We start from the raw sequence: 22,697 nt of genomic DNA, 5'->3' as shown, positions 1-22,697 counted from the left end.
GAGATTTTCCCTCGAAAGGCTTTGCTTTTTGTCATTAATTCGCCCCGCCGAGAGTGTCAGATAGTGCCAGCTTAATCGGTTCAACAGCGAAGGTCAGTCCTTTTTCGCCGTTGTCCGCCACAACATAGCGGATCGCGCCTTCGGTATCGGCGTAGTAACGCTTGTTTTTACCGGCAGCGAGGAGTTTTTGCAGCTTTTGCTGGCTTTGCTTTTTCGTCAGTGCCGGGGTAAACGCCTGCAGGACCGCGCTCATGTACTCCAGCGCCTTCGCCTTCGCGGCTTTCTGCTCTGGCCCCTGTATCGGCAGCCAGGTGATTTGCATGCTTTTGATTTTTAACGTTCCGCGCTCCAGCGCCGTCGAGGCATACAAATTCTCATTAATCTTGCTTGCCGCACGGGTCAGTGTGGGGGTATCGCGGGAGCCATCAATGGCGCGAAACTCATCCAGCGGCAGCGTGGGGTTGGCCTGATTGAAGGCTTCACGAAACTGGCTGATGGACTGATCGAACGACGGGGCGCCCGCCAGCAGATACGGCGCTGTGCTCGGGGCAGTGGTTTCGGCGGCGTGCAGGGGAAAACCCGCGCTGAGCACCGCTAAACACAGGAAAAGAGAATGTGCCGAACTTTTCATCAACATTGTCCCTGGCCGTAAGTGCTCATGATTAAAACGATATCTGGTCGGCTTGTCAAAAGGTCACAACTCCAGGGTAAAATGCGCGCTATACGATAATAAGGAACCTTACATGACCATACAGCAGTGGTTGTTTTCATTCAAAGGGCGTATTGGACGCCGTGATTTCTGGATCTGGATGGTGACGTGGGTTGTCGCCATGCTGCTTCTGTTTTTCGTTGCTTACAACGCATGGCTGAGCACGCAAACGGCGGCCTTCGCGCTGGTCTGCCTGCTATGGCCAACGGCGGCTGTTGTTGTTAAACGCCTGCACGATCGCGGTCGTTCCGGCGCGTGGGCATTTCTGATTATTCTGGCGTGGATGCTGGTGGCGGGGAACTGGGCGATGCTTCCGTCCATCCTGCCGTGGGTTGTGGGCAGGCTGCTGCCTTCGGTCATCTTCGTGATGATGATTGTCGATCTGGGTGCGTTTATCGGCACCCAGAGCGAAAACAAATACGGTAACGATACCGTTGAGGTGAAATACCGCTGATCACCAGTAGTGTTCAGCGGTCATATGGCCCGGCCGGCGGCGAAGATGTTTCGTCATCTGCCGGGTATCCTTCAGAAGCTGCTGCGTGTCCCGTACCATCTGCGGGTTGCCACACAGCATGACGTGGCTGGTTTCAGCGTTCAGCGGCAAACCCACCGCCTCTTCCAGGGCTCCACTCTCAATTAACGCCGGCACGCGACCGGTAAGCGTTCCTGCTACGGTTTCGCGGCTAACCACCGTCTGAATCTTTAACTTTCCGCCGTACCGCTGCTCCAGCGCCTGCATCTGTGGCAGGTAGCTCAGGTCCGCGGCGTAGCGCGCAGCGTGCACCAGCACGATGTTTTTAAAGCGCTCCAGATCTTTGCCGTACTGCAAAATAGAGAGATAAGGGCCGATGGCCGTACCGGTTGCCAGCATCCAGAGCGTGTCACAATTCGGGATCTCTTCGAGTACAAAGAAGCCTGCCGCTTCACTCACAATTTGCACGTCGTCGCCGGGCTTAAGGGCGGCAAGGCGCGGGCTGAGCTTACCGTCAGGAACGGTGACCAGATAGAATTCGAGATCCGGGTTATCAGGCGCGTTAACGTAAGAGTAGGCGCGCTGCACGCGCTCGCCGTCGACATCCAGTCCCAGCTTTGCAAATTGCCCGGCTTTAAACGGGTGAACGGGAGCATGTACGGTGAGACTAAATAGCGCATCGGTCCAGAACTGTACCTTTGTGACTTTACCTGTTACCCAGTCCGCCATGATCTTCTCCTGTGCTGTTTCTCTGTTCTATCTTCCGTACTTGTGGTGACAATTTCCAGCCCGTCAGGGCCGGAAAGCTCTATCGATCAAACGGTTTTACAGAATGTGCGTCTGTACGTCCGGGTCTTTGCGGTCGAGATAGTGGATAGACTGGATACGACGAATGGTGCGTGATTTACCGCGGATCAGCAGCGTTTCGGTGGTCGCCATATTGCCCTTGCGGGTGATGCCGTCCAGCAGATCGCCTTTGGTGATGCCGGTCGCCGAGAAGACCACGTTATCGCTACGGGCAATCTCGTCCAGCGCGAGCACTTTATTAGCCTCGATGCCCATCGCTTCGCAGCGCGCCAGCTCGTTTTCACCGATACGGCGATTCTCTTCGCTGTCGCCTTTCACCTCGTGGCGGGGCAGCAGACGGGCCTGCATATCGCCATCCAGCGCGCGGATCACTGCCGCAGAGACCACACCTTCCGGCGCGCCGCCGATGCCGTACAGCACGTCTACTTCGCTGTCCGGCATGCAGGTCAGGATCGAGGCGGCAACGTCACCGTCTGGAATGGCAAACACGCGCACGCCGAGCTTTTGCATCTGCGCGATGGTGGCGTCGTGGCGCGGTTTCGCCAGAATCGTCACGGTGAGTTCGCTAAGGGGTTTGCCCAGGGCTTTGGCGACGTTGTGCAGGTTCTCTTCCAGCGGCAGGCTAAGGTCGATTGCGCCTTTCGCGCCAGGGCCGACAATCAGCTTTTCCATGTACATATCCGGCGCGTTAAGGAAGCAGCCCTTATCGCCCACGGCCAGCACCGCCAGGGCGTTGGCCTGACCCATTGCGGTCATGCGGGTACCTTCGATCGGGTCGACGGCGATATCCACGGCATCGCCTTTGCCGGTACCGACTTTTTCACCAATATAGAGCATTGGCGCTTCGTCGATCTCGCCTTCGCCGATCACGATGGTGCCGTCGATGTTGACCTGGTTAAGTACAATGCGCATGGCATGGACGGCTGCACCGTCTGCGGTATTTTTATCGCCACGACCCAGCCACTTATAGCCTGCAAGGGCGGCCGCTTCGGTGACGCGGGAAAACTCGATAGCAAGTTCACGTTTCATGAGGTACTCGTGCAATCAAAAGGAATTGCACGAAGTTTATCACAGAGTGGGGAGGGGTGTTTTAAGTCCCCTCTCCCCTTTGGGGAGAGGGTTAGGGTGAGGGGTAAGTTTGTCTTACTCCTCGTGTTCTTCCCACGCCAGGGCGCGTTTCACCGCTTTCTTCCAGCCGCTGTAGCGGAAGTTACGCTCGGTGGTTTCGATGCCCGGGCGGAACTCGCGTTCGATAACCGCTTTTTCCTGCAGCTCGTCCAGGTTCTGCCAGAAGCCTACCGCCAGACCGGCAAGGTACGCCGCACCCAGCGCCGTCACTTCACGCACTTCAGGGCGCTCAACGCGGGTGCCCAGAATGTCGGACTGGAACTGCATCAGGAAGTTATTCGCTACCGCACCGCCGTCCACGCGCAGGGCGTGCAGACGAATGCCGGAGTCCGCCTGCATCGCTTCCAGCACGTCTCGGGTCTGGTAGGCGATGGATTCCAGAGTGGCGCGAATAATGTGGTTAGAGTTCACACCGCGCGTCAGGCCGAAAATTGCGCCGCGTGCATACGGATCCCAGTAGGGTGCGCCCAGACCGGTGAATGCAGGCACCACGTACACGCCGTTGGTGTCTTTCACTTTGGTGGCGAAGTACTCGGAGTCGAATGCATCGCTGATCAGCTTCATCTCGTCACGCAGCCACTGGATAGACGCACCGGCCATGAACACAGCACCTTCCAGGGCATAGTTCACTTCGCCGCGCGGGCCGCAGGCGATGGTGGTCAGCAGACCGTTTTCTGATTTCACCGCTTTCTCACCGGTGTTCATCAGCATAAAGCAGCCGGTGCCGTAGGTATTCTTCGCCATCCCTTCCTTGACGCACAGCTGGCCGAACAGCGCCGCCTGCTGGTCACCGGCGATACCGGCGATAGGAATACGGGTGCCACCTTTACCGCCGATGTTGGTCTGGCCGTAAACCTCAGAAGACTTGCGCACTTCAGGCAGCATCGCGCGTGGGATATCCAGCGCGTCCAGCATCTTGTCATCCCACTCCAGGGTGTTGATGTTGAACAGCATGGTACGCGAGGCGTTGGTGTAATCGGTGACGTGGACGCGTCCCTGGGTCATCTTCCAGATAAGCCAGGTGTCAACGGTACCGAACAGCAGCTCGCCGCGTTTAGCACGCTCGCGTGAACCTTCCACGTGGTCGAGGATCCATTTCACTTTGGTGCCGGAGAAGTACGGGTCAACCACCAGGCCGGTGGCGCTGCGCACGTACTCTTCCATACCGTCGCGCTTCAGCTGTTCGCAAATCTCAGAGGTACGGCGGCACTGCCAGACGATGGCGTTGTAAATAGGTTTACCGGTTTCACGTTCCCAGACAATCGTCGTTTCACGCTGGTTAGTGATACCAATCGCGGCAATCTCGTCGGAACTGATATCGGCTTTCGCCAGCACTTCGACCAGCGTGGAGCTTTGTGACGCCCAAATCTCCATCGGGTCGTGTTCTACCCAGCCTGGACGAGGATAAATTTGCTCAAATTCGCGCTGTGAAACGCTGACGATGTTCGCGTCATGATCCATTACGACAGCGCGGGAGCTGGTAGTGCCCTGGTCGAGTGCAACGATATATTTTTTTTCGGTCATGGTATGTGTCCCGTAGTCAGATTACAGCGAAGCTTTTTGTTGTGCGGTAGAAGTCGTTTCCTTCTCCTCTTCCACACAGGTGTCGCACGGTAAGTGGCGACCAATTAATTTGCGGTAGCTAAACGCACCCAGCGCAGCCCCGACAACCGGCGCAAACAGCGGTACCAGGAAGTAAGGAATGTCTTTGCCACCTGTGAAGGCGACGTCGCCCCAGCCTGCGATAAAGGCGAACGCTTTTGGTCCGATATCACGTGCCGGGTTCATCGCGAAGCCGGTCAGCGGGCCCATGGATGCGCCAATTACCGCAATCAGCAAACCAATCAGCAGGGGTGCCAGCGGGCCGCGCGGAATGCCGTTTCCGTCGTCGGTCAGCGCCAGGATAACGCCCATCAGAATAGCGGTAATCACCATTTCAACTGCGAACGCCTGCACAAAATTGATGTGCGGGTTAGGGTAGGTTGAGAAGATGCCTGCCAGATCCAGACTTTCGACGCTGCCGCGTACCATATGATGCGTCTGTTCGAAGTCGATGAAAAGATTGTAATAAAGCCCGTAAACTAACGCCGCTGCGCAAAACGCGCCGGCAAACTGAGAAAGAATGAAAGGAACTACTTTGCGTCCGTCGAAGCACGCGAACAGCCACAGTGCGATTGTCACCGCCGGGTTAAGATGTGCACCAGAAACCCCTGCTGTCAGGTAGATGGCCATCGCCACGCCCAGACCCCAGATGATACTGATTTCCCACTGACCAAAACTGGCACCCGCCACTTTCAGTGCAGCGACACAGCCCACTCCGAAGAATATCAACAACCCGGTACCAAGGAACTCGGCAATGCACTGGCCTTTTAAGGTTGATGTCTGACTCATAATCGGAATCCTGAAGAAATTGATGTTTATTGTTAGCATGACCGCCCGTGACAGCCACGATGCCCTGTAGACATAGTGTTAATTTATCGTTAACGAGCAAAAACGAGAAATATCGAAATCGAAATGTGTGGTCTGCGTCAATAAAATGAGCGTTTTCGCGCCATAAAGCACATCTTTGCAGCAGTACAGGATCAGTGCCGGAATGTGAGCTGAATCATTTCATTAACGAATCAGCTAACAATTTAGGGGTATATGACGCGAACACACCAGGACCAGACCTAAAAGTGTTGCAAACCGCGATCTGCGCGGTGTGTCGCTGGACACAGAGCGCCGCGCTCCATACAATCGACGGTATATGTCGTGCGCGTTTATGTTAAAGCGTCGCCTTGCAATTCAGGAGAGGTAGCATCATGTCTTTAGAAGTGTTTGAGAAACTGGAATCGAAAGTACAGCAGGCGATTGACACCATCACCCTGCTGCAGATGGAAATTGAAGAGCTGAAAGAGAAGAACAACAGCCTGGCGCAGGAAGTTCAGAACGCGCAGCACGGCCGCGAAGAACTGGAGCGCGAAAACAACCAGCTGCGCGAACAGCAGAACGGCTGGCAGGATCGCCTGCAGGCGCTGCTGGGACGTATGGAAGAAGTCTGATCCCCACTGGGATGAACTGAACAGGCCGGGTAAGGCGATGCCGCCACCCGGCTTTTTTATGGTTCTTGCTAACTGACATCCAACCATAAAAAAGGCCGCCAGAGGCGGCCTTAACGCTACTTGTCCTGCGCTGTCATAGCAAAAGTAACGAACACATTCGGTTCATCACTCTTTACAACGAGTACGCTGGCGACAATGAACGCGATACATAAATAGCGTTTCATTATGCGGTCCCTGCAGCTAACCGCTCCACCGTTCACCACCGGTGATAAGTCGGTGGACACAAGCCCGGTTAAAGGTTGCTTTACGGTTGTTAATACACCTTTCTCTGGACCGATGCCCATGTGCGAGATGGCGGAAAGGGACGATGCATCATAATGAGCAACAGTAGCGTAGTTAAGGTTTTCAAAGGAAATTAGGAATTTATAAAGGGTCGATGGGGTTACCTGAGATTTGAACCAGGGTAAGATAAAAATCCTGGTTAAAGGTTGCAAAACTCCCCAACGGACCGCGAATCCCGAGGGACAAAAAAACCGCCACATTGCTGTTGGCGGTTTTTTTATGGTTCACGCTGACGGTTTAATTACTCGATATCCAGCGGATCTTCGGAAAGGATAATGCCGGTATTATCGGCGTAGAGATGATCCCCGGAGAAGAAGGTCACGCCCCCGAAATTGACGCGCACGTCGCTTTCGCCGATGCCGTCACCCGCCGCCCCTACCGGTATGGCCGCGATGGCCTGAATCCCGATATCCAGGTCTTCCAGATCGTCCACCTGGCGCACGGAACCGTACACCACAAGGCCTTCCCACTCGTTCTGGACGGCAATGCCGGCCAGTTCAGCATCAATTAATGCCCGGCGCACGGAACCGCCGCCGTCGACCACAAGAACGCGGCCGCGGCCGTTCTGTTCGAGCAGATCGTACAGCAACCCGTTGTCCTCGAAACATTTCACCGTGACGATTTGACCGCCAAATGATGACCGCCCACCAAAGTTGGAGAACAGCGGTTCAACGACGTTGACATCTTCCTGGTAGATGTCACAAAGCTCGGAGGTATCGTATTTCATAGGTTTAACGCTCAGTTGCTGCGAATGTGTTCAGTATATCGTGCGAAATGCGTTGTTGGCAAAATCATCAATTGTTAATTGATATTTGTCAGCTAACGCAGCGTCTGGCTTAAAACAATCCCGATGACGAACAACAGGTTAGTCAGCAACGCGCCTTTTACAGTACGTTCCAGCATCGGCGGCATGGCGGACGGGCTGAGTTCACGCATCACAAAGCGGGCCTGCTTAATCAGCAGCGGCGCGGCAAGCACAAACAGCCAGCCCCACAGGCTCTGTAAGGAAATCAGGTTAAACAGCGCCAGGCAAACCAGCGCGCCAATGAGCAGACAGGCGTGATAGCGGCGGGCATTAACCGGCCCCAGACGAACCGCCAGGGTATTTTTGCCGTTCTCGCGATCGCTGTCGATGTCGCGCAGGTTGTTGATGTTGAGCACAGCTGTCGCCAGCAGACCGCAAGCGGTCGCCGGCAGGAACAGGGCAGGGATCACCGTATGCGCCTGCAGGTACCAGCTTCCCATCACGCTCAGCCAGCCGAAGAACACCAGTACGGAGATATCCCCGAGTCCAATATAGCCGTAAGGACGCGTGCCGACGGTGTAGGTGATGGCCGCGATAATGGCTAATAAACCCAGCACCAGGAAACCAATAAAATCGCTGGCGGTTTTAGACGCCACCGTTACCAGCGCCAGTCCGGAAACGCAGATCAGCACCACGGTGATAATCAGCGCGCGTTTCATCTGCGCCTGGGTAATCAGCCCTTTCTGCATTCCGCGCAGTGGCCCTATGCGGTCAGGCTTGTCGCTGCCCTTTACCGCGTCGCCGTAGTCGTTGGCGAGATTGGAGAGGATTTGCAGCAGGCCGGCGGTAATCAGTGCCAGCGCGGCAACCAGCGGATCGAAATAACCCTGCCACCAGGCAAGGGCGGTGCCGACGATAATCGCGGCAAAGGCCAGAGGAAGTGTTTTAGGGCGCAGACTTTCGAGCCACGCCTGCGTACGGCTGATGTCAGTCATAAGTATTTAGCCAATAAAAATGGGGGCATTAGCCCCCATTAAACGTGATGAGAATCCAGTAACCGCGATTATAGGATAAAACGGCTCAGATCTTCATCTGCCACTAACGCATCCAGATGTTTACTCACATATTCTGCGTCAATGGTAACGGTTTGACCGTTCAGGTCGCTCGCGTCATAAGAGATATCTTCGACCAGGCGTTCCAGCACGGTATGCAGACGACGCGCACCGATGTTTTCGGTGGTTTCGTTCACCTGCCATGCGGCCTGGGCAATACGTTTGATACCGTCTTCGGTGAACTCGAGGTTCACGCCTTCGGTCGCCATCAGCGCTTTGTACTGTACGGTAGCAGAGGCGTTTGGCTCGGTCAGGATACGTTCGAAATCTTCGGTGGTCAGCGCCTGCAGCTCAACGCGGATAGGCAGACGGCCCTGCAGCTCCGGGATCAGATCCGACGGGCTGGCAACCTGGAAGGCACCTGATGCGATAAACAGGATGTGGTCCGTTTTCACCATGCCGTGCTTGGTGGAGACGGTGCAGCCTTCTACCAGCGGCAGCAGGTCGCGCTGAACGCCTTCGCGGGACACATCCGGGCCGGAGCTGTTGCCGCCGCGCTTACAAATTTTGTCGATTTCGTCGATAAACACGATACCGTGCTGCTCAACCGCGTCGATAGCATCCTGCTTCAGCTCTTCCGGGTTCACCAGCTTCGCCGCTTCTTCTTCAATCAGCAGCTTCATCGCGTCTTTAATTTTCAGCTTACGCGCTTTCTGCTTCTGTCCGCCCAGGTTCTGGAACATGGACTGGAGCTGACTGGTCATCTCTTCCATGCCCGGAGGTGCCATGATTTCCACACCCATTGGCGCGGCAGCGAGATCGATCTCAATCTCTTTGTCATCCAGCTGGCCTTCGCGCAGTTTTTTGCGGAACGCCTGACGTGCAGCAGACGGTTCTGCCTGCTGTTCTGCCTGGCCCCAGTTGTTTTTTGCCGGTGGGATCAGCACGTCGAGAATGCGCTCTTCGGCCATCTCTTCCGCGCGATAGCGGTTTTTCTCGATCGCCTGGACGCGCACCATCTTGATCGCCGAGTCGGTCAGATCGCGGATGATGGAGTCCACTTCTTTACCCACGTAGCCCACTTCGGTGAACTTGGTGGCTTCAACTTTGATGAACGGCGCGTTAGCCAGCTTCGCCAGACGACGGGCGATTTCGGTTTTACCGACCCCGGTCGGGCCGATCATCAGAATGTTTTTTGGCGTCACTTCGTGGCGCAGCTCTTCGTCAAGCTGCATACGACGCCAGCGGTTACGCAGAGCGATAGCCACGGAGCGCTTGGCGTTATCCTGGCCGATAATGTGTTTGTTCAGTTCGCTGACAATTTCGCGTGGGGTCATTTCAGACATGGGAGATCCTTACGCTTTGGAGGTCAATTCTTCGATGGTGTGATTGTGGTTGGTATAGATGCAGATATCACCTGCAATATCCAACGCCTTCACCGCGATATCACGCGCGTTCATGTCGGTATTTTCCAACAGCGCGCGGGCTGCAGCCTGGGCATACGGGCCGCCAGAGCCGATGGCAATCAGGTCATTTTCCGGCTGAATCACGTCACCGTTACCGGTGATGATAAGCGAAGCGGTTTCATCGGCCACGGCCAGCAGCGCTTCGAGCTTGCGCAGCATGCGGTCGGTACGCCAGTCTTTTGCCAGCTCAACGGCAGCTTTCACCAGATGACCCTGGTGCATTTCCAGTTTGCGTTCAAACAGTTCAAACAGCGTGAAGGCATCCGCCGTGCCGCCTGCAAAACCGGCGATCACTTTGTCGTTGTAGAGACGGCGTACTTTCTTCACGTTGCCTTTCATGACGGTATTACCCAGCGTGGCCTGGCCATCACCGGCGATTACCACATGGCCGTTACGGCGTACACTTACTATTGTTGTCACGAGCAGACCCCCTGGTTACAGAATCGGGAAACAGAAGCCCTGAGCCTGTGCTCAGGGCTGAATTAAATGATAGATGGGGGGGATTTTGGGGGTTTCAACCCCCGGAGGCGAGTCGAATGCAGTTTGTGTGACCGGCGATTTTCAAACGCGAAATGGTGCCATCGGCATTTTCTTTGCCTTTCACCGGCCCAATCACCACGCGATTCCAGCCGTTATTGGTGGTAATACGCGAATCAAACCCTTCGAAGGCCAGCTGCGCACGCACCGTTTCCGCCTGCTCCGCGCCTTTGAACGAACCGCACTGCACCATCCAGCGGCGTTCGTCTTTTTTCTCAGCCGTCTGCTTCGGCGCTTCGGTCTCTTTGGTCACCGGCGCAGCCTGCTGAGTTTTCGGCTGCTGCGCGGTGGTATGCGCTGGCGTCTGAAGCAGATCCTGATAAGGCTGAGCCGCCTGTTTCTGCGGCTGAGTTTTCGGCTGCTGCTGGACAGGCTGAGACTGCACCGTACGCGTCGGCTGCTGATACGGCTGTTCCGTTACCCGCGGCTGTGCCTTAGGCTGCTGCACCGGCTGGGTTTGTGCCCACTGCTGCTGTTGCTGCTGGATCTGCTGTTGCGCCTGACGTCGCTGCAGCGTTTGCTGGCGCTGTGCCGGGGTCTGCTCATTCCACGGCACTTCGTTCAGCTGCGTAGGTTGCTGGCGCATATCGGCCTGCATTTGTGCCAGCAGCTGACGCTGTTCATCCGTTAGCTGATTCGCATTCTGCACTTCACCACCCGCAGAAGGTTCAGTTGGCGCACGTACCCCAGGCTGACGGCTTTCCAGCTCTTTGATATAGCGCCAGCGCTCTTCAGGCTTCGGAGGAAGGCCATTTCCGGCAACTTTACTGGCCTGAAGCGCCTCAGACTCTTCTTTTTTATGGTGCGTGATGAAGTACAGGCCACCAATAAAGGCGACGACTACAGCCGCAGCAATAGCGACCATTGCTGGCGAGACAGCAGGCAGGTTACGTTGCTTTTTCCTTGAGCTACTCTTTTTGCGTCGCGAAGGTGCCGGCTGGCCGCGACGTACATAATCTCGTTGTGCCACTATCGTTTCGCTGTATTTATTCGTTCGTCAGTCCGCCATGTTACTTAAGCGGCGGGGCTTTGACCAGATAAGGGTATCCGAAAGACGTTTACTTTAAGTCAATGCCTGGGTAGTGCCGCGGACGATCAGTTCACAGTCCAGCAACCGCGAGCCGCTGCTAACTGTTTGACCGTGAAGCTGATCCAGCAGAAGAAGCATCGCTTCGCGGCCGATTTGGTAGCGCGGCTGAGCGACCGTTGAGAGCGGCGGATCGCAAAATTCCGAAAGCGAAATATTGTCGAATCCGATGATCGATAAATCTTTCGGTATGCGAAGACCGCGGCGTTTGGCATACGATAATGCGCCCAGCGCCATCACGTCGCTGTGACAAAATACGGCGGTTGGCGGCTCAGGCAGGTCCAGAAGTTTCTCCAGCGCCTGTCCACCTGCAGCGAAGGTAAAATCACCGCGCGCAATGTAGTGCGGATCGACGGTAACGCCGGTACGGCGCAGCGCCTGAACGTAGCCCTGCAGACGGTAGTGACACAGCGGCATCTCTTCCGGTCCGGCGATGCAGCCAATACGCTTATGCCCCAGCTCCTGGAGATAATTTACGGCGTTGAACGCGGCGGTGAGGTTATCGATATGGACCGTCGGCAGCTCCAGCTCTGGCGCAAACTCGTTGGCCATGACCATCGGCGGTAAATTACGCTGCTCTTCAATGCTGGCATCAAACGGCAGACGAGAGCCAAGCAAAAGCATGCCGTCGATCTGCTTGGTGATAATAAGGTCGATGAAGGTTTTTTCCTGCTGATTCTGATGAGCACAGTCACCAATCAGCACCAGGTAACCTTGTTCCGCCGCGGTGACTTCAATACCGCGGATAATCTCGCTGAAGAAGGGGTCACAGATGTCCGGCACAATCACCAGAATGGTGCGCGACTCGTTGCGTTTAACGTTACGCCCCATCGCCTGTGGGAAATAGCCCACTTCCAGCGCAGCCTGCTCCACCCGGTTACGGGTCGCCTGGGAGACTTTATCCGGGTTCATTAATGCGCGGGATACCGTTGCCGTAGAGACTTGTGCTTTCTGGGCAACGTCTTTCATGGTCGCCGGTGCAACCTCTTTCCTGGACTTCAACGTCTTCTCCTCGCCTGAACACCGAACTTCTGACATCACCATTTTTACAGATTGTTAATGGAATCGGTTACAGAATTTTCATAAAAAATGTGAGGAGAGTTAAATTTTTCGATCCAGCTTCAGCCTTCGATGGGGTCGACGTCCAGCACCCACTTCACTTTTCGCGCTTCGGGCAGGGTGTTAATCAGCACCAGCGCGCCGCTGACGATATGCTGAAGACGAATACGCGAAGGGTGCTGGAGCAAAATCTGCCATCGGAAACGGCCGCCGCGTTTTGGCGCGAGGGCGGGCACCGGGCCCAAAATCCACAGCTGATTATCCACCAGCGGGCTGGCCTGCAGAAGGTTTCTCAGCTGCTGCAGGAAAAGTGGCGCCTGCTGGTTGTTATGATCTTCCGCGCGGATGATGACGTGACTGGTCCACGGCGGTAGCTGCATAGTCTGGCGCTCGGCCAGCGCCTGCTCGGCAAAGGCGTCATAGCCTTTGTGCAACAAGGTTTGCAGCAGCGGGTGCTCCGGGTGGTGCGTTTGCAACACCACTTCGCCTTGTTTACCGGCGCGTCCTGCACGTCCGGCTACCTGGGTATAAAGCTGGGCGAAGCGCTCGGCTGAACGAAAATCTGCCGAGAACAGCGCGCCGTCCACGTCCAGCAGGGCGACCAGCGTCACGTCCGGAAAATGGTGACCTTTAGCCAGCATCTGGGTACCAATCAGGATGCGCGCGCCGCCGCGATGCACTTCCGCCAGCTGCTGCTCAAGCGCGCCTTTGCGGCTGGTGGTGTCCCGGTCAATACGCGAAATAGGCAAGTCCGGGAAGAAGGGCCCAAGCGCCTGTTCCAGCTGTTCCGTTCCCAGACCGACCGGCACGATATGCGTTGAACCACATGACGGGCACTGGCGCGGCACCGGACGCTGGCTGTCACAGTGGTGGCAGCGCAAATGCCGCTGGGCCTGGTGGAAGGTATAGTAGTGGTCGCAGCGCGGGCATTCGGCAATCCAGCCGCAGTCGTGGCACAGGAGGGCGGGGGCGAATCCGCGGCGGTTCAGAAACAGAATGACCTGATTCCCCGCCTGCAGGTGCTGGCGCATGCGGGTAATCAGTGCAGGCGCAAGCCCGGCCTGAACCTGCTGACCTTTCAGATCCAGCACGTGCTGAATGGCCGGACGAGCATTCCCCGCCCGACGCGTCAGGCGAAGCATGTGGTATTTACGCTGGCGCACGTTGTGCAGCGTTTCGAGCGCTGGCGTGGCGGAACCCAGAATAATGGGAATTTGCTCGCTGTGCGCGCGATAGACCGCCAGATCGCGGGCATGGTAGCGCCAGCCTTCCTGCTGTTTATAGGAGCTGTCGTGCTCTTCGTCGATCACGATAACGCCAAGATTTTTAAACGGCGTAAACAGCGATGAACGGGTGCCGATCACAATCGCCGCTTCGCCGTTTTTCGCTTTCAGCCAGGCGCTGAGGCGTTCGCTGTCGTTCAGGCCGGAGTGCAGCACCTCAACCGGCGCGTTAAAGCGTTCGCGAAATCGGGCGATGGTTTGCGGCGTCAGGCCAATTTCCGGCACCATCACCAGCGCCTGTTTCCCCTGAGCGAGCACGTTTTCCAGCACGCTCAGGTAGACTTCGGTCTTGCCGGAACCGGTGACCCCCGCCAGCAGCCAGGCAGAGAAACGATCGGAGGCGCTATGAATCGCGCCTACCGCGGTGGCCTGTTCGGTATTCAGACGCAGGCGATCCCCTGAAACGGAGAAACTCTCCCGCCAGTCGTTCAGAGCAGGCGCTTCGCTGGCCAGTTCGCTTAGCCCTTTCTTTCTTAATGCCTGTAGCGCCGTTTCGCTGACCTCAAGCTCGTCGACCTGATGCCGCCAGATTTTCCCCTGACGCAGCGCCGCCAGCGCCTGCTGCTGCTTCTGCGAGCGCTTCAGATTGTTGATGTCGACGGCCTGGCCTTCCTCCGTGGCAAACCAGTACCACATTGGCGCATGGCTGGCGCTCTTGCCCTGACGCAGCATAATTGGCAGAGCGTGGAACAGGACGTCGCCGATCGGGTGATGATAATAATCCGCCGCCCACAGCAGCAGTCGCCATATGCTGGTGGAGTAAACCGGCTCGCTGTCCAGCACCTCAACGACTGATTTCAGCTCATTAAGCGGTAGCTCGCTTTTATCGCTGACGGATACGACGATCCCCACGCGCTGCTGTTTGCCAAACGGCACGGTCACGCGGCAGCCCGCTTTGGCGCTCATGCTGTAGGGCAGCAGATAGTCAAAGGTGCGGGGAAGCGGAACGGGCAGGGCAACGTGAGCGACGGGCATCGAATCTTCCTGACTTGAAAAGTGGCGCGTTAGTATACACATTAGTAAAAGCGGCGTGCGGATCAGTTTGCATACGTTGGTCAAATTCTGTATGATTCGCCGCCTTTGGTGTACTTTACGCCAAAGAACTTACAATCAACATCGCGTGGTGTCTGGCGTTAGGGCTGGAAGAGCGACGCGGCCTTAACTGAGGTTCTCCCATGAAAAAAGATATTCACCCGAAATACGAAATGATTACTGCAAACTGTTCTTGCGGTAACTCTATCCAGATCCGCTCTACCGTGGGTCACGATCTGAACCTGGACGTGTGCGGCAAATGCCACCCGTTCTACACTGGTAAGCAGCGTGATGTTGCAACCGGTGGCCGTGTTGACCGCTTCAACAAGCGTTTCAGCATCCCGGGCGCTAAATAAGTTTCCCGAAAAAAAGGCACCGCAAGGTGCCTTTTTTGTATCCGCTTCTCAGTATTCCCACGTCTCCGGGTCAATACCCAGTTCACGCATGATCACCTTCGCCTCTTCCGGGATTTCATCACTACGCTCTTTGCGCAGATCTTCATCGTTCGGCAACGGTTGACCGGTAAACGCATGCAGAAACGCTTCGCACAGCAGTTCGCTGTTGGTCGCGTGGCGCAGGTTGTTCACCTGACGACGCGTACGTTCATCGGTGAGGATCTTCAACACCTTCAGAGGAATGGAAACCGTAATTTTCTTTACTTGCTCACTCTTCTTACCGTGCTCAGCGTATGGGCTGATATATTCGCCGCTCCATTCAGCCATGAGATACCTTTAATCCTCTCAGTCATTTATCTAAAGGTGCAAAACCTGTAACCACCCGTTTTGAACCGCAATCTTGTCTAGTTTACCGTAGAGACGATACCGTGGCACGGATATTGCCGCTGCAGCGTGCACTAAAGCATATAATTTTAACGGCTATTTGCGCATTGCTCAATCTATACGCAAAGAAGTTTAGATGTCCAGATGTATTGACGTCCATACTTTCAATGTTTACTCTGGTGCCTGACTTTTCACCTCATTCGCCAGGAAGCCCTCACCATGACGCGTAAACAGGCCACTATTGCAGTGCGTAGCGGATTAAATGATGACGAGCAGTACGGCTGCGTTGTCCCGCCGATTCATCTTTCCAGTACCTACAACTTCACCGGATTTAATGAACCCCGCGCGCATGATTACTCGCGTCGTGGCAACCCTACGCGTGACGTGACCCAGCGCGCGCTTGCGGAACTGGAAGGGGGCGCAGGGGCTGTATTAACCAATACCGGGATGTCCGCCATTCACCTGGTGACCACCGTGTTCCTGAAACCGGGCGATCTGCTGGTTGCCCCACACGATTGCTACGGCGGCAGCTATCGCCTGTTTGATAGCCTGGCAAAACGCGGCTGCTATCGCGTGCTGTTTGTCGATCAAAACGACGAACAGGCGCTGAAACAGGCTCTGGCAGAGAAACCAAAGCTGGTTCTGGTGGAAAGTCCAAGCAATCCATTGTTGCGCGTTGTCGATATTGCGAAAATTTGTCAGCTCGCAAGGGATGCGGGAGCGATAAGTGTAGTGGATAATACGTTCCTCAGTCCGGCCCTTCAGAACCCACTCGCACTGGGTGCCGATCTGGTATTGCATTCATGCACTAAATATCTGAACGGCCATTCTGACGTAGTGGCAGGCGTGGTAATTGCCAAAGATCCGGATGTTGTCACCGAACTGGCATGGTGGGCCAATAACATTGGCGTCACCGCGGGCGCCTTCGACAGCTATCTGCTGTTGCGCGGCATCCGCACGCTTTCGCCGCGCATGGACGTGGCGCAGCGCAATGCCCAGGCGATTGTCGATTTCCTGAAAACCCAGCCGCTGGTGAAAAAGCTTTATCACCCGTCGCTGCCGGAAAATCAGGGGCACGAGATTGCCGCGCGCCAGCAGAAAGGGTTTGGCGCGATGTTAAGTTTTGAACTGGACGGTGACGAGCAAACGCTGCGTCGCTTCCTGAGCGGGCTGTCATTGTTTACGCTGGCGGAATCCTTAGGTGGGGTTGAAAGCTTGATCTCCCACGCCGCAACCATGACGCACGCAGGTATGGCACCGGAAGCACGTGCCGCCGCCGGGATTTCTGAGACGCTGCTGCGTATCTCAACCGGCATTGAAGATTCTGAAGATTTAATTGCCGATCTGGAAAATGGCTTCCGGATCGCAGCCAAGGGGTAATCATGAGTGTGATAGCGCAGGCAGGGGCGAAGGGTCGTCAGCTGCACAAGTTTGGTGGTAGTAGTCTTGCTGATGTGAAATGTTACCTGCGCGTTGCAGGGATCATGACGGAATATTCACAGCCGGGTGACATGATGGTTGTCTCGGCAGCGGGCAGCACCACCAACCAGTTGATTAGCTGGCTGAAACTGAGCCAGACCGATCGCCTTTCTGCGCATCAGGTGCAACAGTCCTTACGTCGTTACCAGAGCGAGCTGATTGCCGGCCTGCTGCCTGCGGACGTGGCGGACGGGCTGATCGGTGCCTTCACCCATGACCTTGAGCGTCTGGCTGCCCTGCTGGACAGCGGTATTACCGATGCGGTGTATGCCGAAGTGGTGGGCCACGGTGAAGTGTGGTCCGCACGCCTGATGGCCGCCGTGCTGCAACACCTGGGCGTGGAAGCGGCCTGGCTCGACGCGCGTGATTTCCTGCGCGCCGAACGCGCCGCGCAGCCGCAGGTGGATGAAGGGTTGTCCTACCCGCTGCTGCAACAGCTGCTGGTGCAGCACCCGGGCAAACGTATTGTCGTCACCGGCTTTATCAGCCGCAGCAACGCGGGCGAAACCGTGCTGCTGGGCCGTAACGGATCGGACTACTCGGCAACGCAGATTGGTGCCCTGGCGGGCGTGTCCCGCGTCACCATCTGGAGCGACGTGGCCGGTGTTTACAGCGCGGACCCGCGTAAAGTTAAGGATGCCTGCCTGCTGCCGCTGCTGCGCCTGGATGAAGCCAGTGAACTGGCGCGTCTGGCTGCGCCGGTACTGCACGCGCGCACGCTGCAGCCGGTTTCCGGCAGCGATATCGACCTCCAGCTGCGCTGCAGTTACACCCCGGATCAAGGCTCCACGCGCATTGAGCGCGTGCTGGCGTCCGGTACCGGGGCACGTATTGTCACCAGTCATGACGACATCTGCCTGATTGAGTTCCAGGTGCCTGCGGGGCAGGACTTCAAGCTGGCGCATAAAGAGATCGACACGATCCTGAAACGTGCTCAGGTGCGTCCGCTGGCCGTGGGTGTTCACAATGACCGCCAGCTGCTGCAGTTCTGCTATACCGCAGAAGTGGCGGACAGCGCGCTGAAAATTCTGGATGAAGCAGGCCTGCCGGGCGAACTTCGCCTGCGTCAGGGGCTGGCTCTGGTGGCGATGGTGGGCGCGGGCGTCACCCGTAACCCGCTGCACTGCCACCGCTTCTGGCAGCAGCTGAAAGGCCAGCCAGTGGAGTTCACCTGGCAGTCGGAAGAGGGCATCAGCCTGGTTGCCGTTCTGCGCAAAGGGCCAACCGAAAGCCTGATTCAGGGTCTGCATACCTCCCTGTTCCGCGCGGAAAAACGCATCGGCCTGGTGCTGTTCGGGAAAGGTAATATCGGTTCCCGCTGGCTTGAGCTGTTTGCCCGCGAACAGGTGACGCTCTCGGCGCGTACCGGGTTTGAATTTATTCTTGCGGGCGTGGTAGACAGTCGTCGCAGCCTGCTGAACTACGAAGGGCTGGACGCCAGCCGCGCGCTTGCCTTCTTTAACGATGAAGCGGTTGAGCAGGATGAAGAGTCGCTGTTCCTGTGGATGCGCGCGCACCCGTATGACGATCTGGTGGTGCTGGACGTTACCGCCAGCGAACAGCTTGCCGATCAGTACCTTGATTTCGCCAGCCACGGTTTCCACGTCATCAGCGCCAACAAGCTGGCGGGGGCGAGCAGCACCGATAAATACCGTCAGATCCACGACGCGTTTGAAAAAACTGGCCGTCACTGGCTGTATAACGCCACCGTGGGCGCGGGCCTGCCGGTTAACCACACCGTGCGTGACCTGATTGAAAGCGGCGACAGCATTCTGGCGCTGAGCGGTATCTTCTCCGGCACGCTCTCCTGGCTGTTCCTGCAGTTTGACGGCACCGTACCGTTCACCGACCTGGTGGATCAGGCGTGGCAGCAGGGCTTAACGGAACCCGATCCGCGCGTTGACCTTTCCGGTAAAGACGTGATGCGTAAGCTGGTAATCCTGGCGCGTGAAGCCGGCTACGACATCGAACCGGATTCCGTACGCGTCGAATCACTGGTGCCAGCCGGCTGTGAAGAAGGTTCTGTGGACCATTTCTTTGAAAATGGTGAAGAGCTTAACGAGCAGATGGTACAGCGTCTGGAAGCGGCGAACGAGATGGGGCTGGTACTGCGCTATGTGGCGCGTTTTGAGGCCAACGGAAAGGCGCGGGTCGGCGTCGAGGCGGTGCGTCCTGAGCATCCTCTGGCGGCGCTGCTGCCGTGTGATAACGTCTTCGCCATCGAAAGCCGCTGGTACCGCGATAACCCGCTGGTGATCCGCGGTCCTGGCGCGGGCCGCGATGTTACCGCTGGAGCAATTCAGTCCGACATCAACCGTCTGGCTAAGCTGCTGTAACTCGTCACCCTGGCCCTCTCCCCGCACGGTGGGAGAGGGCTCCAGTCAGGACAGATTAAACCAAACGGTTTTTCGCATCCGCTATCGCCTGTGCCACCTGCTTAGGCGACACGCCGCCTTTCGCGGCACGCTTATCCAGGCAAGACTGCAGCGCAAGAATCGGATACACATCATCCCCGATAACCGCGCTGAACTTCTGCAGGTCGGCCAGCGCCAGATCTTCCAGCGGTTTACCCTGACGAATAGCTTCCACTACCGCTTCACCCACAATATGGTGCGCTTCACGGAAAGGTACGCCTTTCGCCACCAGATAATCCGCCAGCTCGGTAGAGTTCGCATAGCCCTGCTGCGCCGCTTCCTGGCACCGTGGACGTTTCACCTGAATGCCGTCCAGCACCAGCGCGCCCATATGCAGACAGTCCAGCCAGGTGTCGAGCGCGTCGAACAGTCCTTCTTTGTCTTCCTGCATGTCTTTGTTATACGCCAGAGGCAGCCCTTTCAGGGTCATCATCATGCCGGTCAGCGCGCCCTGCACGCGGCCACATTTACCGCGAATTAGCTCCAGCGCGTCCGGGTTTTTCTTCTGCGGCATCAGGGATGAGCCTGAGGTCACGCGGTCGGACAGCTCGACGAAGCCCGCTTCGCCAGAGTTAAAGAAGATCAGGTCCTCGGCAAAGCGCGACAGGTGCACCATCCCGATCGAGGCATTGGAGAGCAGCTCCAGCACGTGGTCGCGGTCAGACACGCTGTCCAGGCTGTTACGGGTGGCGGAGGCAAAGCCCAGCCAGCCTGCCAGCTGTTCACGGTCGATTTCGTAAGCGGTTCCGGCCAGCGCGCCGCTGCCCAGCGGGCTGACGTCCAGACGTTTAAGGGTGTCATGCAGACGGCTTTCATCACGCGCCAGCATCTCGACGTAGGCCAGACACCAGTGCGCAAAGGTCACCGGCTGGGCGCGCTGCAGGTGGGTATATCCCGGCATCACCGCGTCCTGGTTGTTCTGCGCGGTCTCCACCAGTGCGCTCTGCAGCTGACGATTAGCCGCCAGCAGTTCGCCAACGGTATCTTTACACCATAGCTTCAGATCGGTGGCGACCTGGTCGTTACGGCTGCGTCCGGTGTGCAGCTTTTTGCCCAGCTGGCCGACCTTGTCGATAAGTTTGCCTTCCACCCAGCTGTGAATATCTTCAGCATCGCTTTCGAGGATCTGCTGCGGGTTAAGACGCACCTCTTCCAGCAGATTATTCAGCGCTTCTTCCAGCTGTAATTGTTCGTCTGCGGTCAGTACGCCCACCGTCACCAGCGCTTTGGACCAGGCCACAGAGCCGACAATATCCTGTTCGGCCAGGCGGTAGTCGAAGCGCAAAGAGTCGTTGAACTGTTTGAACCGCTGATCCGCTGCCTGTGTAAAACGCCCACCCCAAAGTGCCATAACATGCTTCCTTAATATCTTTGAATTTCATTGCCCGGTGGCGCTGCGCTTACCGGGCCTACAAAACGTTAAATCGATTACGCCAGAATACGCGTGCCAATCGGCGTACCGTTGAACAGCGCAGGCAGTTGTTCCGCGTGACGCCAGGAGGCGATATCCACCGGGCGGCCCAGCGTGCGCGCGGCATCCAGCGCGGCGTTCACTTTGACGATCATGCCGTCGGTGATGATGCCCTGCGCAATCAGCTGCTCGGCTTTCTCTGCCGTCATTTCTGCGATGCGCTGGCCTTTTCCGTCCAGAATGCCGCTCACGTCGGAGAGAAGGATCAGATCCGCGCCCAGCGTTGCCGCGAGCGCGGTTGCTGCCTGGTCAGCGTTGACGTTCATCAGCTCGCCCTCTTCGGTCACGCCGATTGAGCTCACCACCGGCAGGAAACCCCCTTCCAGCAGCGTATTAATCAGCTTAGGCGAACCAGGCTGCGCCAGTCCAACGTGGCCGAGCTCTTCGTCGAGCTGGGTCACTTTTACGCTGTCGCCATCGCCCAGATAGAGGCCAACGGACGCGATGTGGTGTTTCTTCGCCCACGCCAGCAGCGTTTTGTTCGCCGTACCCGCCAGCGCGCCGGTAATGATGTCAATCTGGTCAGCAGGCGTCACGCGCAGGCCGTTTTTCTTTTTCACCGGCAGGTTGAGCCCTTTCATCAGCTCATCCACCACGCAGCCGCCGCCGTGTACAATCACCAGCGGGCGTTGATGTGACTCGCGATAGTTCACCAGCGCGGTAAACAGACGCTCCAGCGCTTCTTCGCTATCCAGCAGTACACCACCGAGTTTGATAATTAATGGGTTCATCATCACACCTTAAATAAGAGCCTGCGTTTCCGGGAAACCGAAACGAATATTTGCACACTGCATTGCCTGTGCGGCAGCGCCTTTCAGTAAGTTATCTTCTGCGGCCACCACGATGAGATGCTCACCCTGAACGGCAAAGCCGATATCGCAGAACGGCAGACCGACCACGTTTTTCAGCGCCGGCACGACTTTGTCGTACAGGCGCACCAGCGGTTTGTCCGCATACGCCTGCGTGAAGGCCTCGTTCACCTGCTCTTTGGTCACGCCCGGTTTCAGGCGGCAGGTGATGGTTTCGAGGATCCCACGCGGGAAGCTGCCCAGGTGCGGGGTGAAAATGACGTCCGCGCCCAGATGCGTCGTGATTTCAGGGTGATGACGGTGATTAAACACGCCATACGGCTGAAGGCTCACTTCGCAGAAGCTGTTGGAGATCGCCGCCTTGCGGCCTGCACCGCTCACGCCGCTGGTGGCGTTGATCACTGGCCACTGGCTCAGATCCAGCAGGCCTGCGTCGATCAGCGGCTTCAGGGAAAGCTGCGCTGCAGTCGGGTAGCAGCCCGGAACGGCAATCAGGTCAGCTTCTTTCAGTTTGTCTGCGCTCCACTCCGCCAGGCCGTACACCGCTTTTTCCAGCAGATCCGGATGCTGATGGGTGAAACCGTAATATTTTTCGTAGAACGCGCCGTCGTTAACGCGGAACGCGCCGGAGAGGTCGAAGACCACGCAGCCAGCCGCCAGGAACTGCGGCGCCAGGTCGTGGCTGACCTCGTGCGCGGTGGCTAAAAACACCACGTCGACGCCGTCGGTAAACTCGCTGATGTCAGACATGGGCTGCAGCGGCAGATCGACCTGGCCCTTAAGCTGCGGATGCAAATCGGAAATTAACTTTCCTGCATCATTGCTTTGCGCTGACACGGTCAAAGCGGTTATGGTCATATGTGGATGGCGATTCACGTAGCTTACAAGCTCTGCGCCCGCATAACCGCTAGCGCCTACAATCAGCGTATTCAACATCGGGTTCCTTTATGCTCAACGTTAATGTATTTTTATTCACATTTATTGC

General features: G+C 56.8%; 21 protein-coding genes. 5 read left to right on the top strand and 16 right to left on the bottom strand.

Annotation, left to right across the window (positions count from 1 at the left end; translation table 11 throughout):
• Positions 1–34 precede the first annotated feature (34 nt).
• The gene (locus tag LRM19_RS19755) at positions 35–631 is read right to left on the bottom strand and encodes a DUF1454 family protein (protein WP_252093675.1); all 597 of its coding nucleotides are present in this window, start codon (positions 629–631) and stop codon (positions 35–37) included.
• Positions 632–743: 112 nt separating this feature from the next.
• Between LRM19_RS19755 and LRM19_RS19750 the strand changes: the two genes are divergently transcribed.
• Complete coding sequence (locus tag LRM19_RS19750) at positions 744–1,163, top strand: DUF805 domain-containing protein (protein ID WP_271369677.1); 420 nt, start codon at positions 744–746, stop codon at positions 1,161–1,163.
• On the opposite strand, the gene fpr is transcribed toward LRM19_RS19750, so the two are convergent.
• The 4 genes from fpr to LRM19_RS19730 form a co-directional block, all read right to left on the bottom strand.
• Positions 1,164–1,910, bottom strand: a complete 747-nt coding sequence (fpr, locus tag LRM19_RS19745; RefSeq protein WP_136196037.1) for a ferredoxin--NADP(+) reductase — start codon at positions 1,908–1,910, stop codon at positions 1,164–1,166.
• A gap of 96 nt (positions 1,911–2,006) precedes the next feature.
• Complete coding sequence (glpX, locus tag LRM19_RS19740; protein WP_271369676.1) at positions 2,007–3,017, bottom strand: class II fructose-bisphosphatase; 1,011 nt, start codon at positions 3,015–3,017, stop codon at positions 2,007–2,009.
• A gap of 114 nt (positions 3,018–3,131) precedes the next feature.
• Positions 3,132–4,640, bottom strand: a complete 1,509-nt coding sequence (glpK, locus tag LRM19_RS19735; protein WP_023309688.1) for a glycerol kinase GlpK — start codon at positions 4,638–4,640, stop codon at positions 3,132–3,134.
• Positions 4,641–4,661: 21 nt separating this feature from the next.
• On the bottom strand, positions 4,662–5,507 hold the full coding sequence (locus LRM19_RS19730) for an MIP/aquaporin family protein (RefSeq protein WP_014885705.1): 846 nt from the start codon (positions 5,505–5,507) through the stop codon (positions 4,662–4,664).
• Positions 5,508–5,917: 410 nt separating this feature from the next.
• Between LRM19_RS19730 and zapB the strand changes: the two genes are divergently transcribed.
• Positions 5,918–6,157, top strand: a complete 240-nt coding sequence (gene zapB, locus LRM19_RS19725) for a septal ring assembly protein ZapB (protein WP_010436935.1) — start codon at positions 5,918–5,920, stop codon at positions 6,155–6,157.
• 583 nt (positions 6,158–6,740) lie between these two features.
• On the opposite strand, the gene rraA is transcribed toward zapB, so the two are convergent.
• From rraA to priA, 7 genes are all read right to left on the bottom strand, one after another.
• A complete protein-coding gene (gene rraA / locus LRM19_RS19720) occupies positions 6,741–7,226 on the bottom strand; it encodes a ribonuclease E activity regulator RraA (protein ID WP_023309687.1) in 486 nt (161 codons plus the stop codon).
• Between the two features lie 92 nt (positions 7,227–7,318).
• Entirely contained in the window at positions 7,319–8,239 is a 921-nt protein-coding gene (gene menA, locus LRM19_RS19715) for a 1,4-dihydroxy-2-naphthoate polyprenyltransferase (RefSeq protein ID WP_115876987.1), read from the bottom strand.
• A gap of 68 nt (positions 8,240–8,307) precedes the next feature.
• Positions 8,308–9,642, bottom strand: coding sequence for an HslU--HslV peptidase ATPase subunit (gene hslU, locus LRM19_RS19710; protein WP_023309685.1), 1,335 nt, complete (start codon positions 9,640–9,642; stop codon positions 8,308–8,310).
• 9 nt (positions 9,643–9,651) lie between these two features.
• A complete protein-coding gene (hslV, locus tag LRM19_RS19705) occupies positions 9,652–10,182 on the bottom strand; it encodes an ATP-dependent protease subunit HslV (protein WP_008501802.1) in 531 nt (176 codons plus the stop codon).
• 94 nt (positions 10,183–10,276) lie between these two features.
• Positions 10,277–11,269: a cell division protein FtsN gene (gene ftsN, locus LRM19_RS19700; RefSeq protein WP_271369675.1), complete on the bottom strand. Its 993-nt coding sequence runs from the start codon at positions 11,267–11,269 to the stop codon at positions 10,277–10,279.
• Positions 11,270–11,362: 93 nt separating this feature from the next.
• Positions 11,363–12,388 (bottom strand): DNA-binding transcriptional regulator CytR, encoded by a 1,026-nt coding sequence (cytR, locus tag LRM19_RS19695; RefSeq protein WP_023309683.1) that lies wholly within the window; start codon positions 12,386–12,388, stop codon positions 11,363–11,365.
• Positions 12,389–12,507: 119 nt separating this feature from the next.
• Entirely contained in the window at positions 12,508–14,703 is a 2,196-nt protein-coding gene (priA, locus tag LRM19_RS19690; protein WP_271369674.1) for a primosomal protein N', read from the bottom strand.
• Positions 14,704–14,903: 200 nt separating this feature from the next.
• Here priA and rpmE point away from each other — a divergent pair, with 200 nt between their 5' ends.
• Entirely contained in the window at positions 14,904–15,116 is a 213-nt protein-coding gene (gene rpmE, locus LRM19_RS19685; RefSeq protein WP_003862040.1) for a 50S ribosomal protein L31, read from the top strand.
• 48 nt (positions 15,117–15,164) lie between these two features.
• Here the strand turns inward: rpmE and metJ are convergent, their stop codons facing one another.
• Positions 15,165–15,482 carry a met regulon transcriptional regulator MetJ gene (gene metJ, locus LRM19_RS19680; RefSeq protein ID WP_015966498.1) on the bottom strand — a complete coding sequence of 106 codons (318 nt, stop codon included), beginning with the start codon at positions 15,480–15,482 and terminating at the stop codon, positions 15,165–15,167.
• A gap of 276 nt (positions 15,483–15,758) precedes the next feature.
• On the opposite strand from metJ, the gene metB reads away from it, so the two are divergent.
• Together metB and LRM19_RS19670 are read left to right on the top strand one after the other, a co-directional pair.
• Positions 15,759–16,919, top strand: coding sequence for a cystathionine gamma-synthase (gene metB, locus LRM19_RS19675; protein WP_045909121.1), 1,161 nt, complete (start codon positions 15,759–15,761; stop codon positions 16,917–16,919).
• 2 nt (positions 16,920–16,921) lie between these two features.
• Positions 16,922–19,354: a bifunctional aspartate kinase/homoserine dehydrogenase II gene (locus tag LRM19_RS19670; protein ID WP_115876989.1), complete on the top strand. Its 2,433-nt coding sequence runs from the start codon at positions 16,922–16,924 to the stop codon at positions 19,352–19,354.
• A gap of 55 nt (positions 19,355–19,409) precedes the next feature.
• On the opposite strand, the gene argH is transcribed toward LRM19_RS19670, so the two are convergent.
• The 3 genes from argH to argC all read right to left on the bottom strand — a co-directional run bounded on the left by argH (position 19,410) and on the right by argC (position 22,648).
• A complete protein-coding gene (gene argH / locus LRM19_RS19665) occupies positions 19,410–20,783 on the bottom strand; it encodes an argininosuccinate lyase (RefSeq protein ID WP_271369673.1) in 1,374 nt (457 codons plus the stop codon).
• Between the two features lie 77 nt (positions 20,784–20,860).
• Positions 20,861–21,637 (bottom strand): acetylglutamate kinase, encoded by a 777-nt coding sequence (gene argB / locus LRM19_RS19660; RefSeq protein WP_090420882.1) that lies wholly within the window; start codon positions 21,635–21,637, stop codon positions 20,861–20,863.
• A gap of 6 nt (positions 21,638–21,643) precedes the next feature.
• Positions 21,644–22,648 carry an N-acetyl-gamma-glutamyl-phosphate reductase gene (gene argC, locus LRM19_RS19655; protein WP_271369672.1) on the bottom strand — a complete coding sequence of 335 codons (1,005 nt, stop codon included), beginning with the start codon at positions 22,646–22,648 and terminating at the stop codon, positions 21,644–21,646.
• Positions 22,649–22,697: the final 49 nt, after the last annotated feature.

Source organism: Enterobacter sp. PI-10 (assembly GCF_027947695.1).
Taxonomy (GTDB): Bacteria; Pseudomonadota; Gammaproteobacteria; order Enterobacterales; family Enterobacteriaceae; genus Enterobacter; species Enterobacter vonholyi.
The sequence above is the reverse complement of the archived record's forward strand: the minus strand, read 5'-3'. Positions and strand labels throughout refer to the sequence as shown.

What these genes read in the sequence shown, in the direction of transcription:
- LRM19_RS19755 (WP_252093675.1), bottom strand. Translation starts at nt 631, where the DNA reads ATGAAAAGTTCGGCACATTCTCTTTTCCTGTGTTTAGCGGTGCTCAGC.
- argB (WP_090420882.1), bottom strand. Translation starts at nt 21,637, where the DNA reads ATGATGAACCCATTAATTATCAAACTCGGTGGTGTACTGCTGGATAGC.
- metJ (WP_015966498.1), bottom strand. Translation starts at nt 15,482, where the DNA reads ATGGCTGAATGGAGCGGCGAATATATCAGCCCATACGCTGAGCACGGT.
- LRM19_RS19670 (WP_115876989.1), top strand. Translation starts at nt 16,922, where the DNA reads ATGAGTGTGATAGCGCAGGCAGGGGCGAAGGGTCGTCAGCTGCACAAG.
- hslU (WP_023309685.1), bottom strand. Translation starts at nt 9,642, where the DNA reads ATGTCTGAAATGACCCCACGCGAAATTGTCAGCGAACTGAACAAACAC.
- rpmE (WP_003862040.1), top strand. Translation starts at nt 14,904, where the DNA reads ATGAAAAAAGATATTCACCCGAAATACGAAATGATTACTGCAAACTGT.
- metB (WP_045909121.1), top strand. Translation starts at nt 15,759, where the DNA reads ATGACGCGTAAACAGGCCACTATTGCAGTGCGTAGCGGATTAAATGAT.
- rraA (WP_023309687.1), bottom strand. Translation starts at nt 7,226, where the DNA reads ATGAAATACGATACCTCCGAGCTTTGTGACATCTACCAGGAAGATGTC.
- argC (WP_271369672.1), bottom strand. Translation starts at nt 22,648, where the DNA reads ATGTTGAATACGCTGATTGTAGGCGCTAGCGGTTATGCGGGCGCAGAG.
- fpr (WP_136196037.1), bottom strand. Translation starts at nt 1,910, where the DNA reads ATGGCGGACTGGGTAACAGGTAAAGTCACAAAGGTACAGTTCTGGACC.
- zapB (WP_010436935.1), top strand. Translation starts at nt 5,918, where the DNA reads ATGTCTTTAGAAGTGTTTGAGAAACTGGAATCGAAAGTACAGCAGGCG.
- glpK (WP_023309688.1), bottom strand. Translation starts at nt 4,640, where the DNA reads ATGACCGAAAAAAAATATATCGTTGCACTCGACCAGGGCACTACCAGC.
- priA (WP_271369674.1), bottom strand. Translation starts at nt 14,703, where the DNA reads ATGCCCGTCGCTCACGTTGCCCTGCCCGTTCCGCTTCCCCGCACCTTT.
- LRM19_RS19750 (WP_271369677.1), top strand. Translation starts at nt 744, where the DNA reads ATGACCATACAGCAGTGGTTGTTTTCATTCAAAGGGCGTATTGGACGC.
- menA (WP_115876987.1), bottom strand. Translation starts at nt 8,239, where the DNA reads ATGACTGACATCAGCCGTACGCAGGCGTGGCTCGAAAGTCTGCGCCCT.
- glpX (WP_271369676.1), bottom strand. Translation starts at nt 3,017, where the DNA reads ATGAAACGTGAACTTGCTATCGAGTTTTCCCGCGTCACCGAAGCGGCC.
- LRM19_RS19730 (WP_014885705.1), bottom strand. Translation starts at nt 5,507, where the DNA reads ATGAGTCAGACATCAACCTTAAAAGGCCAGTGCATTGCCGAGTTCCTT.
- argH (WP_271369673.1), bottom strand. Translation starts at nt 20,783, where the DNA reads ATGGCACTTTGGGGTGGGCGTTTTACACAGGCAGCGGATCAGCGGTTC.